The sequence below is a fragment of the Microvirga sp. HS2 genome, from assembly GCF_055792805.1.
In genome coordinates this window covers 1-14,824 of sequence record NZ_JBVVAJ010000014.1, presented here as the reverse complement: position 1 = coordinate 14,824, position 14,824 = coordinate 1, and the positions used below count along the sequence as shown (strand labels likewise).

Sequence of the window (14,824 nt, the reverse complement as noted above, 5' to 3'; positions counted from 1 at the left end):
CGGCACTGATGCTGTTTGCGCCGCCGCATTGGCTCGGCCTGCGGCGGCGCGATCGTCGGGACGTGGCAAGGGTGGATGACACCCGCTCCGAAGGTATGGCGCAGATGCATGTAGTACTCTCCATTTCAGCCAAGCGGCTGGCCCTCGGGCTGGTGACGCTGTTTGCTATTTCACTGATTGTATTCTTTGCCGTGGAGCTTCTGCCTGGCGACCTCGCGGAGGCCGTTCTCGGCCAGGGCGCGACGCCGGAGGCCGTAGCTGCGCTGCGTCAGGAACTCGGCTTGGACCGTCCTGCGGCGGTGCGCTATGTGGCGTGGGTGGTCGACCTGCTCCACGGTGATCTCGGCCGCTCTCTAGCGACTGGCCGGTCCGTGGCCGAGCTGGTGGCCGATCGGCTGGGGAACACGGTCGTGCTCGCTCTTGCCGCTGCGGTGATTGCGATGCCGATCGGCGTCGGGCTCGGCATTCTGTCGACGGTCTATCGCGGCCGTGCCTTCGATCGCGTCGCATCGACGGCATCGCTGGCCGGTATTTCCTTCCCGGAGTTCTTTACCGCCTACATGCTCGTGGCGGTCTTTTCGGTCAAGCTCGGCTGGCTGCCGGCCGTCGCATTGGTCGGGGCTGGGGAGAGCTGGCTGCAGAGGCTCGTGATCCTGACCTTGCCGGCGCTGACCCTGGCCCTGGCCGTGATCGCCTACGTGCTGCGCATGACCCGGGCCGCCATCATCGGCGTCATGGCTGCGCCGTATATCGAGATGGCTCATCTGAAAGGGGTTCCCCCAGTCTCCATCGTCATCCGGCATGCACTTCCGAATGCACTTTCGCCAATCATCAATGTCGTCATCCTCAACCTGGCCTACCTCGTCGTCGGGGTCGTCGTCGTCGAGGTGGTCTTCGTTTATCCGGGACTGGGGCAGCTTCTGGTCGACTCGGTCTCCAAGCGGGACATCCCTGTTGTCCAGGCCTGCTGCATCATCTTCGCGGCGACGTATGTCCTTCTGAATCTGCTCGCCGACGTTCTGTCGGTCCTGTCCAACCCCAGGCTGAAGCGGCCCCGACAGCAGGTGTGAGATGAACATTCTTGGTACGCTCAATCGTGCGCCGTTATCGGCCAAAATCGGCATCGGCATATTGGCCGTCAACCTGCTCTGCGTCCTGTTTGCGCCATGGATTGCTCCTTACACGGAGGGGCAGATCGTGGGCGATCCATGGGCGCCGGGTCTCATGGAAGCATCGGCGGGGGATCCCGCTCCGACCACATGGCTCGGTACCGACCATCTCGGGCGCGACGTGCTGACTCGGCTGATCTTCGGCGCCCGAAACTCGATCCTGATTGCCCTCCTGACGACGATGATCTCGTTCTCGATCGGGATTACCTCTGGCCTTCTCGCCGCAGCGATGCGCGGTATCGTCGATCAGGTCCTCAGCCGGGTCGTCGACGTGATGATGGGCTTTCCGACCCTGATTTTCGCCTTGATGGTCCTGGCTGTGCTCGGATCGTCAATTCCCGTCCTCATCGGAGTCATCGCTCTCCTTGACGCCACACGTGTCTTTCGCATCACGCGGGCCGTCGCCATGGATCTCGAGGCGCAGGATTTCGTCGAGGTCGCAAGGCTGCGGGGCGAAAGCATCGGCTGGATCATGCGCCGGGAACTTCTGCCAAACGCCATTGCTCCATTGGCCGCGGAATTTGGCCTGCGGTTCTGCTTCGTGTTCCTTTTCATTGCGACACTGAGCTTCGTCGGATTGGGAATTCAGCCGCCGACGGCAGATTGGGGATCGATGGTGCGGGAGAACGCGGCTGCGATCTCCTTCGGCATCCTCATGCCGCTGTTCCCCGCTTCCGCGATCGCGCTGCTGACGGTCGCCGTCAACTTGATCGTGGACTGGGCCGTGGCGTCGACGGGCGGAGCGCGTGATGAGCATTGAACAACGAGTCGTTCCCATGAAAGCAGCAATGAATCGCGAAGTCATTCTTCAGATGCGCGGGCTCGAAATGGAGGGCTTCAGCGGCGGTTCGTGGCACAAGATCGTGCATGGCCTCGACCTGACGCTGCACCGGGGCGAAGTCCTCGGGCTCATCGGCGAGTCGGGCGCGGGAAAGTCGACGGTCGGTCTCGCGGCCATGGGCTATGCCCGCGCGGGCTGCCGCGTCACGGGCGGTACGGTCCGCTTCGAGGGACAAGACCTCCTGCAGATGCCTGCGACGGAGCGTCGTGCGCTGCGAGGCTCGAAGATTGCATACGTTGCCCAAAGCGCGGCGGCGTCCTTCAATCCCGCACGGCAGCTCATGGATCAGGTCATCGAAGTTGCCGTGACCAGGGGAGGGCGCTCCCGGGAGGAGGCCATTCGGGACGCTCAGGATCTGCTCAGCCGCCTGGCCCTGCCGAATCCCGAAACGATCGGCTTCCGGTATCCCCACGAAGTTTCGGGCGGCCAGCTCCAGCGGGTCATGACCGCGATGGCGATGGTATGCCGTCCGGATATCATCGTTTTCGATGAGCCTACGACAGCCCTGGATGTGACGACGCAGGTCGAGGTCTTGGCTGCGATCCGCAGGATCGTTGAGGAGTTTCGGACGGCGGCGGTCTACATTACACACGATCTCGCGGTCGTCGCTCAGCTCGCCCACAGGATCATGGTGCTGCGGCAAGGCCGCCTGATCGAGGAGGCTCCTACGCGGGTTATGCTGACGCATCCGCAGCATGACTATACCCGGTCTCTGTGGGCCGTGAGGAAGCTGGCGAAGGATCCCGAGCCGAGCGGCGACGAGCTTCTGAAGGTGAAGGGACTGACGGCCCATTACAGCATGGTGCCAGCGCTCGAGGGTGTGACAGTGGAGGTCGAGCGCGGCCGAACGGTCGCAGTGGTCGGGGAGTCCGGCTCCGGAAAATCAACGCTTGCCCGCGTCATCACGGGCCTCCTCAGGCCCAGCTCGGGCGAGATCACGTTTCTTGGCGAGCGGCTTCCGCGTGCCGTCAAGGAGCGAAGCAAGGAGCAATTGCGCCGCCTGCAGATGATTCATCAGAGCCCGGACGCATCGCTCAATCCCCGTCACACGGTTCGCGAGATCATCGGCCGGCCTCTGGAGTTCTATTTCGGGCTGAGCGGACAAAGGCGCGATCAGCGCATCGTTCAACTGCTCGAGATGATCGAGCTGAATGCGAAGTACCTCGATCGCTTGCCTACTGCGCTTTCCGGCGGGCAGAAGCAGCGCGTCTGCATCGCTCGTGCGCTCGCAGCCAATCCGGAGCTGATCATCTGTGACGAGGTGACCTCCGCGCTTGATCAGCTCGTCCAGGAGGAAATCCTGAAGCTCCTCCTGAGATTGCAGAGGGAGCTGTCGATCTCCTATCTTTTCATCACTCACGACATCGCGACGGTCAAAGCCATCGCTGACCGGGTCGTCGTGATGCACAAGGGGAGGGTTGTCCAGCAAGGCACGAAGGCCGAAGTCCTCACGCCGCCCCACCCCGCCTATACGAAGCTCCTTTTGTCGTCGGTTCCGGATGTCGACCCGGATTGGCTCAACCGACTGCTGGCGGCTCGCCAGCCCGATATCTCCAGCGCCGCGTCGTAACAAGATTGTCGCACAACAGAAGATTTGGAGCTCCCGCATGAGACAGCCACAAGAGATCGATGAACTGCGCGGCATGCCCGGCTTGCGCTCTGTCCAGGAGCGCAACGAATTCGCCGAGCGGGATCCGGGCTGGGATGCCGGAAACCTCAAAGCATTCGCTGCGGTTCGTCCGGATTCGCCCAGTGCGGTCGCGGCGCTCCTGCGCTGGTGCTATGCGAAGGGTATCTCGGTCGTGCCTCAGGGTGGCCGAACAGGTCTTGTCGGCGGCGTCGTCACGGCTCCCGACGCGCTGATCTGCGACCTGGGCGCACTCGATCGTATCGAAGAGATCGACCCCGTATCGGGCATCGCCGTGGTCCAGGCGGGTGTGACCCTGGGCGCGTTGCAGGAAGCCGCACGGACGTTCGGGCTTGATCCGGCTATCGACCTTGCGGCGCGCGGCTCGGCAACGGTGGGCGGCCTCATCTCGACCAATGCCGGGGGAATCATGGCCTTCCGGGCCGGCGTCATGCGTCATCGCGTGCTCGGGCTCGAAGCCGTGCTGCCGGACGGAAGCATCTTCAGCGATCTGACACGGGTCATGAAGACGAGCGCCGGATACGATCTCAAGCACCTGTTCATCGGCGCGGAGGGAACGCTGGGAATCGTGACCCGCGCGGTGATCAAGCTGGAACCGCTGGTCACTGCACGTGCGACCGCCCTGGTCGGCGTCGACAATGCGGCTGCAGCCCGACAGGTCGTGAAACATTTCTTGTCACGTGGCGGCATGAACCTGCGCGCCGCGGAGATCATGTGGCGCCATTACGCCCAGATCACCAGCGCGGCCTTGGGCTTCGAGCCCGGGCAACTTCCCCTCGACGCCCATTGCCTTCTGGCGCTCGAACTCGGCGGGAATAACTTCGATGACGCCTCCGCCGCTTTGGAAAGTGGGCTGGCGGAAATTTACGAGGAAGCCGGAATCAAAGACGGCGTTGTCGCCAGTTCCATGCAGCAGGCCGACCGGATCTGGCGGGTGCGCGAGGATACCGAGATCCTCTATCGCCTCCACCCGCAAGCACCGTCATTCGACGTCTCCGTTCCAGCGGGCGCGATCGACAACTATGTCGAACGTCTCGGGCCGGCGCTCAAGACCATCGACCCTCGACTGGATCCGTATATTTTCGGGCACCTCGCCGATGGCAATATCCACATTGTTCTCAATGTCGAGGGTCCGTTGCTGACATCCGTCCAGCAGTGCGTCGAGGACACTCTGTATGCTCCTCTCGAGAAGATCGGTGGGTGCTTCTCGGCGGAGCATGGAATCGGGCTCAAAAAACGACCGGCCTTCGAACGCTATGCGGATCCGGTCAAGCAGAGGCTTTCGCGAGCCGTCAAAGGCCTCCTCGATCCGAAAGGCCTGCTCAACTCCGGGAAGGTGGTCGACCCGCTTTGAAGACTGCCGCACCGGCGCGTTATGGTCATACAGGATTCGATTGGTTCGGAAACTGGCCCGCTCCGGCAGGAGAGAACCGTCCAACCAGCCGGTGACGTTCACCAGGATAGGTAATGCGCGCTTCCGTCATGAAGATGCCTGCCTGCCACGTTCGCCGCTCCAGGAGCAGGCACGCTGTGCCGGAAGGAACCTGCAGATGCTTGTGGAGCTTGGCGTCGGCATTCAACGCCCGGATCACGTGTTCCGCGTCCGTCCAGGGCACGCGGTTCAACAACCATGTCCCCGGGGGCATCTGTTCGAACGGCTCCTTCCTGGCTTCCGGCACGGCTGCGAGATTAATGATGCGTTCCTCGTAGGCTTCCGGCTGTCCTTCCACGAGGTGCAGAGTCGTGACGCAGAGAACTTTCGACCCGGCCCGGGCGCCGGTCCGCGCGGCGGTCGCCGCATCGATCGCCTCGACGGCGCGGTGCAAGACCCGGTGTTCATAGGTTTTGCCGGCGCGCTTGGCTTCGAGGGCAAAATCCTGGATCTCGAGAACGGCCCGATCGGCCCTTGGGGCGGCCACGACGGAGCCGGCGCGGCGCTTCCTGATAATCAGCCCCTGATTGGCGAGGGCCGAGAGAACCTTGTTCACGGTCATGCGTGAGCAGCCGTACTGCTCCGCCAGTTCGGTTTCGAAGGGCACGCGGTCTCCCGGCGCCCATTCGCCCGACATGATCCGTTTCTCGATATCGTCCCGGATCCGCTCATAGATATGCATAAAAACTCGTCCTGTACGCCGGATTGACCCTGGAAATCCTTCTTTACTCGCGAATCCGGCGTCGGGATATAGTGTCCGGCCGCGCAGTCCATATCAGGCGCGAATGCCTTATGCTTGGGTGGTTTCCTATATCGGAGGCTCAGACAGGAGAAACCGTATCGACCCTCAGGGTCCGTAAGGCGCTCAGCAGCCAGTCGTTCTCTTCAGGATGACCAATCGTGACGCGCATGAAGCGCTCATACCCCTCTTCCCGCCACGGCTTGACGATGACGCCCTCCTTGAGCAGGTGATCGGCCGCGATGGTGCTGTCGCAATGACACTGGAAGAACAGGAAATTGGTCTGCGACGCCGCAGGTGCATAACCCATGTCGCGCAGGGCCGATGCAACACGCTCCCGCTCGGCACGGGTGCGCGCCACCGACGCTTTCATCCAGGCCTGGTCGCTCAAGGCCGCGAGGGCGGCCGTCTGGGCGGCAATGTTGACGTTGAAGGGTGTCTTGGCCTTACGGATTCCATCCGCGATCTGTCCGTCGGAGCACACGGCGTAACCGACTCTCAGGCCTGCCAGACCATAGGCTTTCGAGAAGGTTCTTAGAACGACGTGACGGAAATCCGTCGCGGCGAGGCGTGCAACGCCGTCTACGCGCGTTGCCTCGTCGGCATATTCGAAATACGCCTCATCGAAGACGAGCACAGTGTCGCGGCTCATGGACGCGAGAATGGTATCTAGGGCTTCCCGCGACAAGGCGGGGCCGACCGGATTCCAGGGAGAGCTGAGCATCAGGAGCTTGGGCCGCCGTGACAAGGCTTCGAGGATGCCTGGCAGGTCGAAGTCCAGATCTGAGGTCATGGAGATCTTGAGGACCGGAGCACCCATCGCGCGCGGCTCGATTTCATGAAGGCCGAAGCTCGGCGCCACGGTCACCACATGGTCGTCCGGCAGCAGAAGGGCGCGCGAGAGGGCCGCGATCATCTCCTCCGATCCATTCCCGACGACGATATGGTCGGGAGGAGTGGCAAGATGCTCGCCCAGGGCCTCACGGAGAATGGTGCATGCCGGGTCCGAGTAGCGCCACGGCTCCAGTACGGTCGGAGCAAGAGCGTCCAGAACCGCCGGGGAACAGCCATCCGGATTTTCGTTGCTGGCCAGCCTCGCGATCGAGTGATGGCCGCTGGCGCGGCGCGCCGCACCGATGCTCATGCCGGCATTGTATGGCGGCAGGACGGCAATATGAGGGTTGAGTCTGATCGATTCCGTCACGTTACACCCGCCATATATCGATGATGTGGAGTTTGAGAATTCCCTGCGGAATGATGCGCACGAGTGCCTCCTCCGCAGCTTCGGGAACAATGATCGTATCGCCATCCTTGGCGTCGATCGTGGCGCCGGTCGCACGTGCCGTCGCGCCAGCGCCGGTGACGAGTATGAGCGTGACGTCCCCGCGGCATGTCACGTCGGTACCCTCCGTGACGGTCTTCCTTGTCATGGCATGCCCGAAGCGGCCCCGCCGGGTCATGACGTTCAAATCCATGATGGGTTCGTTCAGCAGAGCCGCGTCGATGGCGACATCGCCCGGGAACGAAACGGGCGCAGTATCAGGGCTGACTAGGGACTCGCCCCGTCCTGCAATGGACAGCCGGATCCCGGCGCCATCGAGCACGGCGAGCGTGCGGTCGATCTCTGGGAACAGGGAGAAGGGGCCGGACGAGGCCACCTTCGCCATGCTGACCCGCCACTCGAAGGTGTCGAGGGTCGAGCCCTCGGGAGAGGCGGTGATCTCGATGGTCTCGCCGCCGCCGTTCTTCCACGGCATGCGGCGATAGCTTGTCGAAGGAACGAGGCGCATCGCCGATGTCCTAGCGGAGGCTCGGGAGGTTGAGCCCATGTTCGCGGGCGCAGTCGATCGCGATGTCGTATCCCGCGTCGGCATGGCGCATGACGCCGGTGGCAGGATCATTCCAGAGCACGCGCTCTATGCGCTTGGCGGCTTCGGGCGTGCCGTCGCAGACGATCACCATGCCCGAATGCTGAGAGAAGCCCATGCCCACGCCGCCGCCATGGTGCAGTGACACCCAGGTGGCGCCGGACGCGCAATTGAGCAGGGCGTTCAGAAGAGGCCAGTCTGAGACCGCGTCCGAACCGTCCTGCATGGCCTCCGTCTCGCGATTGGGGCTCGCGACCGAACCGGAATCGAGATGGTCGCGGCCGATCACGACAGGCGCCTTCAACTCTCCCTTGGCGACCATTTCGTTGAAAGCGAGGCCCAGACGATGGCGGTCGCCGAGGCCGACCCAGCAGATGCGGGCGGGCAAGCCCTGGAAGTGGATGCGCTCGCGGGCCATGTCGAGCCAGTTGTGGAGGTGCTTGTTGTCCGGGAGCAGCTCCTTCACCTTGGCGTCGGTGCGGTAGATGTCTTCCGGATCACCCGAAAGCGCGGCCCAGCGGAAGGGGCCGATGCCGCGGCAGAAGAGCGGGCGGATATAGGCCGGCACGAAGCCCGGAAATGCGAAGGCATCGTCGACGCCTTCTTCCTTTGCCATCTGGCGAATGTTGTTGCCGTAATCGAGGGTCGGCACCCCGGCTTTATGGAAATCCAGCATGGCGCGCACATGTTCCGCCATGGAGTGCCGGGCAGCGCGCTCGACGGCCTTGGGATCAGTCTCGCGCTTCGATTCCCACTGCGCGAGAGTCCAGCCCTTCGGGAGATAGCCGTTGATCGGATCGTGAGCCGAGGTCTGGTCCGTGACCGCGTCCGGGCGGATGCCGCGCCGGTAGATCTCCGGGAAGATCTCGGCAGCGTTGCCGAGAAGGCCGACCGAGACTGGTTTCTTCTCGTGGCACGATTGCTCGATGATTGCGAGGGCCTCGTCCAGCGTGTCGGCGCGCCGGTCCACATAGCCTGTCCGCAGGCGCATCTCGATGCGGCTCGGCTGGCACTCCACCGCGAGGCAGGAGGCTCCCGCCATGGTTGCCGCGAGCGGCTGTGCGCCGCCCATGCCGCCGAGGCCGGCGGTGAGGATCCAGCGTCCCGACAGATCACCGTCATAGTGCTGGCGGCCGACCTCGACGAAGGTTTCATAGGTGCCCTGCACGATGCCTTGGCTGCCGATATAGATCCAGGATCCCGCCGTCATCTGGCCGTACATCATGAGGCCCTTGCGGTCGAGTTCGTGGAACTTGTCCCAGGTAGCCCAGTGCGGCACCAGGTTAGAGTTGGCGATCAGCACGCGGGGTGCGTCCGGATGCGTGCGGAAGACGCCGACGGGCTTGCCGGATTGCACGAGCAGCGTCTCATCCGCCTCCAGGGTCTTGAGCGCCGCAATGATGTGGTCGAAGCTCTCCCAATCACGTGCCGCCCGGCCGATGCCGCCATAGACCACGAGCTCGCCCGGCTTCTCGGCCACATCGGGATCGAGATTGTTCATCAGCATGCGCAGAGGCGCTTCGGTCAGCCAGCTTTTAGCCGACAGATCGGTGCCGTGTGCGGCGCGGATCACGCGGGTGTTGTCAACGCGGGTCATGGCTTGGTCCTCGATGAGGCTTTGGTTGTGGCGAAGGAAAGACAGGTTTCGAGAATGTGGGTGAGCATGGCGCGCATGGGCGCCGCGTAGGCCTCGTCATAGGGCGTCGGCCAAGCGTCTTCGGTGACGGGGCCGAGCGGCTCGCGCATGTAGCCGCGGCAGGCGAGCTCCATCTGAATGGCGTGAATGCCGGTTTCGGGCTTGCCCAGGTTGCGCGTGATGTAGCCGCCTTTGAAGCGTCCGTTGAGCACGTGGCTGAAGCCGCTCTCCGCGCAGATCGTCTCGACGGCTTTGCTCAACGCAGGGTCGCAGGTGCCACCGCCATTGGTGCCGATGTTGAAATGGGGCAGAGTGCCGTCGAACAGGCGCGGAATGACCGAGCGGATCGAGTGGCAATCATAGACGACGATGTGGTCATGCTGCGCGCGAAGCCGCTCGACCTCTGCCCTCAATGCCGCATGATACGGATCGAAGAAGCGCGCTCGGCGTTCGGCGATCTCCTCCACCGTCGGCTCTGCCCCTGGTTCGTAAAGCGGTTCGCCGTCGAAAGTCGTGGTGGGGCAAAGCCCCGTCGTTGCTTGTCCTGGATAGAGCGAGATGCCGGAAGGATCGCGGTTCACGTCGATCACCGTGCGGGAGATCGACGTGCGGATCACGGTTGCGCCGAGCCCGGGGGCGAAATCGTAAAGCCGCTCGATCCACCAGTCGGCATCCTTGCGCGCGAGCCAGGGTGAGACCAGCCCCGGTTCGTATTCGGTCGGGATCTCCGTGCCCGTATGCGGCAGGCTCACAATCAGGGGAGAGTCTCCGCGAATGACGGAGAGCGGGGACGATTGATCCGAAGCAGTCATGATGGCCGCTCTGCCTTCTACAGGATTTCTTCAGCGACGGACGGCAGGGCGTCCTCGCCGGCGGCGGCCACGAGAGCGCCGGATGTGACGAGCAAGGTCGCCCGCTCCATGTCGGGAGCCATGTGCCGGTCCTCGTCCAGGCGCGGCACGTCCGTCCGCAGGAGCGTGCGGGCACGTTCGAGTCGTTCGCTCGACCGCATCGGCGCATGAAAATCGCAACCCTGCGCGGCGGCGAGCAGCTCGATGCCGATGACGTTGGCGGTGTTCGCCGCCATGCTCAGGAGACGCCGTGCGCCATGGGTCGCCATGGACACGTGGTCTTCCTGGTTGGCTGATGTGGGGATCGAATCGACGCTCGCCGGATAGGCGCGCTGCTTGTTCTCTGACACCAGCGCCGCGGCCGTCACCTGCGGGATCATGAAGCCGGAATTCAAGCCCGGCTTTGGGGTCAGGAAGGCGGGCAGGCCCGACAGGGCAGGGTCGACCAGCATGGCGATGCGCCGCTCGGCGAGAGAGCCGATCTCGCACAGGGCCATGGCGATCATGTCGGCCGCGAAGGCGACGGGCTCCGCATGGAAGTTGCCGCCGGAGATGACCTCTCCGGTTTCCGAGAAGACGAGCGGATTGTCGGAGACGCCGTTTGCTTCCGTGCCGAGCGTTTCGCCAGCCTGGCGCAGCAGGTCGAGCACGGCGCCCATGACCTGCGGCTGGCAGCGCAGGCAATAGGGATCCTGCACGCGGTCGTCGTTGGTGAGGTGCGAGGCACGGATGGCGCTGCCCTGCATCAGCATGCGCAAGGAGGCTGCCACCTCGATCTGTCCCCGGTGACGCCGCAGCGTCTGGATCCTGGCATCGAAGGGGCCATCCGATCCCTTGGCGGCGTCGGTGGCCAAGGCTCCGGTGACGAGGGCGGCCTGGAATATGCGCTCCGCCTCGAAGAGCCCGGCGAGGGCCAGGGCCGTCGAAACCTGCGTGCCGTTGAGGAGCGCGAGGCCCTCTTTGGGGCCGAGCACGAGAGGCGTGAGTCCCGCTCGCGCCAGGGCCGCTTCGGCCGGCACGCGGACGCCGTCCACGAGGATGTCGCCCACGCCCATCAGGGCCGCCGTCATGTGGGAGAGAGGGGCCAGATCGCCGGACGCGCCGACCGAGCCCTGGCCGGGGATGACCGGGACGAGGCCTGCCTTCAGGCAAGCGGACAGATGCTCGATGGTGGACCAGCGCACGCCGGAGGCTCCCTGCGCGAGGCTTGCGAGCTTCAGGGCCATGACCAGCCGGACGATCGCGGCGGGCAGGGGCTCGCCAACGCCCGCCGCATGGGACAGGACGATGTTGCGCTGGAGCGTCGCGAGATCGGACGATCCGATGCGCACGCTTGCGAGCTTCCCGAAGCCGGTGTTGATTCCGTAGACGGGATCGCCCTTGGCCACGATGGCCTCGATGGTCCCGGCTCCCGCCTCGACCTTGGAGCGGCATCCGTCATCGAGGGCGATAGCTGCGCCCCAATAGACGGAGCGCCAATCGGCCAGAGAAACGGAGCCGGGGGTAAGCGTTACGATGTCAGTCACTGTCCTCTCCAGATGCGGGCATGCAGTGGGTTGAAGCCAAGGCGGTAGACGAGCTCTGCAGGACGCTCGATGTTCCAGATGGCGAGATCGCAGGACTTGCCGGGTTCGAGCGTGCCGATATCGTCGAGTTTCCCGAGCGCCCGCGCGGCCTCGCGCGTCACGCCCGCGATGCACTCGTCGACGGTCAGGCGGAACAGGGTGGCGCCCATGTTCATGGCGAGCAGAAGCGAGGTCAGCGGCGAAGTGCCGGGATTGCAATCCGTCGCGAGCGCGATCCGAGTGCCATGACGGCGAAAGGCTTCGACCGGCGGGACTTTCGTTTCCCGCAGCGTGTAGAAGGCGCCGGGCAGCAGAACGGCGACCGTCCCAGCCTTCGCCATCGCACCGGCTCCCTCATCGTCCGTGTATTCGAGATGGTCGGCCGACAGCGCGCCGAACTCCGCCGCGAGCTTCGCGCCGTGCAGGTTGGAGAGCTGGTCCGCATGAAGTTTGATGCTCAGGCTGTGCGCCTTGGCGGCGTCGAACACGCGGGCGGTCTGTTCGGGCGAGAAGGCGATGCCTTCGCAAAAGGCGTCGATCGCATCGGCAAGGCCCTCCCGGGCGATGGCGGGCAGCATCTGCTGGCAGACCGTATCGATGTAGGCATCCTTGTCGCCGTTCGCCTCCGGCGGCAGGGCATGGGCTCCGAGAAATGTCGTGGTGACGGTCACGGCGCGTTCGCGGCCAAGGCATCTGGCTGCGCGCAGCATGCGCATTTCCGTTTCGATGTCGAGGCCATAACCTGATTTGATCTCGACGGTGGTGCAGCCCTCGGCGATCAGGTGGTCGAGGCGGGGCAGGGCACCCGCCGCGAGGTCGTCCTCGCTTGCAGCGCGAGTGGCCCTTACGGTGGAGACGATGCCGCCTCCTGCGCGGGCGATCTCTTCATAACTTGCGCCATTCAGGCGCATTTCGAACTCGGCCGCTCTGTCGCCGCCGAAAACGAGGTGAGTGTGGCAATCGACGAGGCCCGGCGTGATCCAACGGCCGCCGCAGTCGAAGGTCTCGACGGCATCCCAGCCTGTCGGCAGATCACCGGTGGCTCCTACAAATGCTATGCGACCGTTCCGGGCCGCGACAGCGCCATCATGAACAATTCCGAGACCGCCAGCAGACGGAGCCAGCGTCACCAGGCGCGCATTGAACCAGATTTTATCGAAACGCATGGGCTTCCCCATCTTGCCCGCCACTCTCACGGGGGGCAGGCATTAAGTCTATACATATTATGTATGTCATGTCTATACATATTCGGCCAAGTATGTCTATACATAATGCCGAAGGTTGGTAATCTCGAAGAGAGATGGATGACCCGGTGAGTGCCGAGGGCAAAAGCCTTTTGATGAGGCCAAGCCTGATCCATGTTTCCTGAGACAGGGGCATGCGCACTCTCCGGCTCGCATCCTTTCTCGTCGGTTTCATTCGAACGATCCTGCGGTGGCAAGACGATGGCATCATCAACACGCAAACTCACTTTCGATCACGCGCTGCTCCCGACAGGATGGGCCGTGGACGTCGGAGTTGACATCACGGACGGTGTCATCCGTGCCGTGCAGGCGAATGCGCGGTCCGAAGGGCGGGAGCGGATCGCCGGCATTGCGCTGCCGGGTTTGCCCAACCTGCACAGCCACACGTTTCAACGCGGCATGGGCGGCCTTGCCGAGACGCGGGGGCCAAGCGGCGACAGTTTCTGGACGTGGCGCCAGGTCATGTACCGGTTCCTCGGGAGCCTGACCCCAGACGACATCGAGACGATTGCAGCAGCGGCGATGGTGGAGATGCTCGAAGGCGGCTTCACGGCCGTGGCCGAGTTTCACTACGTGCACCACGATGTCGATGGAAAGCCCTATGACAACCCTGCCGAGCTCTCGGCGCGAATCGCGGCGGCCGCGCGTGACACGGGCATGGGCCTTACGCTGCTTCCGGTGCTGTATTCGCACGGCGGATTTGGGGGCGCAGTCCCCACCGACGGCCAGCGGCGTTTCATCAACGATGTCAAAAACTATGCTACGCTCTACGAGAAAGCGAAGGACGCGCTCGCTTACCTCGACGATGCCGCGATCGGCATCGCGTCTCACAGTCTGCGCGCTGTTTCACCGGACGCTCTGAAAGAGCTGTTGACGATGGCGCCCTCTGGACCCGCTCACATCCACATCGCGGAGCAGATTAAGGAAGTCGAGGATTGTCTTGCGTGGTCGGGACAGCGTCCCGTCGAATGGCTGCTCGACCATGCTCCCGTCGACGAGCGGTGGTGTCTCGTCCACGCTACCCATCTGACGCCGGAGGAAACCCGGCGATTGGCCCAAAGCGGTGCCGTCGCCGGCCTTTGCCCGATCACCGAGGCCAATCTCGGGGACGGAATCTTCGAAGGCGTGGACTTCCTCAGGGCCGGGGGAACGTTCGGCGTCGGCTCCGATTCCAATATCGAACTCAGTGCACCGGGCGAGTTGAAGCAGTTCGAGTACAGCCAGCGCCTCAAGCACCGGGCGCGAAACGTGCTGGCAGGGAGCGAGGGAGAATCGACGGGACGCGTTCTCTACCAAGGAGCGCTCACCGGAGGTGCGCGAGCGGTTGGCCGAAGCGTCGGTGCCATCGGCACCGGTCATCGCGCGGACTTCGTCGTGCTCAATCCTGAGCATCCTCATCTGGCGACAGTTTCCGGCGATCGCTGGCTCGATTGCTATGTTTTCACCGCCGGCCCTGCCGTCATCGATCGTGTCATCGTTTCGGGGCGCACGGTCGTGTCGGGAGGCCGCCACGAGAAACGAGACGTCGTCATGGACAGGTACGCCGCCGCCATGAGGCGAATTCTCGGATGACAAGCAGGCCGAATGCAAGGCCCCTGATCCGCCTGGGTGATGACGAACCGCGCGATGGAGCCATTGTCGGCGCCAGCTCACATTCAACACCTGAACTCAAAGCCTATCTGGAGGAAACGATATGATCACGACTCGCGCCGCAGTAGCGTGGGAGGCAGGCAAGCCTCTGACGATCGAGACGATCCGGCTCGCGGGGCCGCAAGCGGGCGAGGTCCTGGTCGAGGTGATGGCCACCGGCGTGTGCCACACCGACGCCTAC

12 protein-coding genes and 1 pseudogene are annotated in these 14,824 nt (G+C 63.8%); 6 read left to right on the top strand and 7 right to left on the bottom strand.

Annotation, left to right across the window (positions count from 1 at the left end):
* The first annotated feature begins 8 nt into the window (after positions 1–8).
* Genes ACS5Q0_RS13880 through ACS5Q0_RS13865 form a run of 4 tightly spaced genes read left to right on the top strand, consistent with a single transcriptional unit; the run spans position 9 to position 5,012 of the window.
* Positions 9–1,070 (top strand): ABC transporter permease, encoded by a 1,062-nt coding sequence (locus ACS5Q0_RS13880; RefSeq protein WP_473127235.1) that lies wholly within the window; start codon positions 9–11, stop codon positions 1,068–1,070.
* A 1-nt stretch (position 1,071) separates the two neighbouring features.
* Entirely contained in the window at positions 1,072–1,929 is an 858-nt protein-coding gene (locus tag ACS5Q0_RS13875) for an ABC transporter permease (protein WP_473127234.1), read from the top strand.
* 28 nt (positions 1,930–1,957) lie between these two features.
* Positions 1,958–3,580 (top strand): ABC transporter ATP-binding protein, encoded by a 1,623-nt coding sequence (locus ACS5Q0_RS13870; RefSeq protein ID WP_473127233.1) that lies wholly within the window; start codon positions 1,958–1,960, stop codon positions 3,578–3,580.
* Positions 3,581–3,617: 37 nt separating this feature from the next.
* Positions 3,618–5,012: an FAD-binding oxidoreductase gene (locus tag ACS5Q0_RS13865; protein ID WP_473127232.1), complete on the top strand. Its 1,395-nt coding sequence runs from the start codon at positions 3,618–3,620 to the stop codon at positions 5,010–5,012.
* Between the two features lie 25 nt (positions 5,013–5,037).
* Here the strand turns inward: ACS5Q0_RS13865 and hutC are convergent, their stop codons facing one another.
* From hutC to hutI, 7 genes are all read right to left on the bottom strand, one after another.
* Positions 5,038–5,772, bottom strand: coding sequence for a histidine utilization repressor (gene hutC / locus ACS5Q0_RS13860; RefSeq protein ID WP_473127231.1), 735 nt, complete (start codon positions 5,770–5,772; stop codon positions 5,038–5,040).
* A gap of 139 nt (positions 5,773–5,911) precedes the next feature.
* Positions 5,912–7,033: an aminotransferase class I/II-fold pyridoxal phosphate-dependent enzyme gene (locus tag ACS5Q0_RS13855; protein ID WP_473127230.1), complete on the bottom strand. Its 1,122-nt coding sequence runs from the start codon at positions 7,031–7,033 to the stop codon at positions 5,912–5,914.
* Between the two features lies 1 nt (position 7,034).
* Positions 7,035–7,619 (bottom strand): HutD/Ves family protein, encoded by a 585-nt coding sequence (locus tag ACS5Q0_RS13850; protein WP_473127229.1) that lies wholly within the window; start codon positions 7,617–7,619, stop codon positions 7,035–7,037.
* A 10-nt stretch (positions 7,620–7,629) separates the two neighbouring features.
* Positions 7,630–9,294, bottom strand: coding sequence for a urocanate hydratase (hutU, locus tag ACS5Q0_RS13845; protein WP_473127228.1), 1,665 nt, complete (start codon positions 9,292–9,294; stop codon positions 7,630–7,632).
* Positions 9,291–10,145 carry an N-formylglutamate deformylase gene (gene hutG, locus ACS5Q0_RS13840; protein WP_473127227.1) on the bottom strand — a complete coding sequence of 285 codons (855 nt, stop codon included), beginning with the start codon at positions 10,143–10,145 and terminating at the stop codon, positions 9,291–9,293. Before hutG ends, hutU begins: the two co-directional genes overlap by 4 nt.
* A gap of 17 nt (positions 10,146–10,162) precedes the next feature.
* On the bottom strand, positions 10,163–11,710 hold the full coding sequence (gene hutH, locus ACS5Q0_RS13835) for a histidine ammonia-lyase (RefSeq protein ID WP_473127226.1): 1,548 nt from the start codon (positions 11,708–11,710) through the stop codon (positions 10,163–10,165).
* A complete protein-coding gene (gene hutI, locus ACS5Q0_RS13830) occupies positions 11,707–12,915 on the bottom strand; it encodes an imidazolonepropionase (protein ID WP_473127225.1) in 1,209 nt (402 codons plus the stop codon). The genes hutH and hutI overlap by 4 nt, the downstream gene beginning before the upstream one ends.
* Positions 12,916–13,194: 279 nt before the next feature.
* On the opposite strand from hutI, the gene ACS5Q0_RS13825 reads away from it, so the two are divergent.
* Positions 13,195–14,565 (top strand): formimidoylglutamate deiminase, encoded by a 1,371-nt coding sequence (locus tag ACS5Q0_RS13825; RefSeq protein ID WP_473127224.1) that lies wholly within the window; start codon positions 13,195–13,197, stop codon positions 14,563–14,565.
* Positions 14,566–14,689: 124 nt separating this feature from the next.
* Positions 14,690–14,824, top strand: a pseudogene (locus ACS5Q0_RS13820) (S-(hydroxymethyl)glutathione dehydrogenase); the annotation flags it as partial.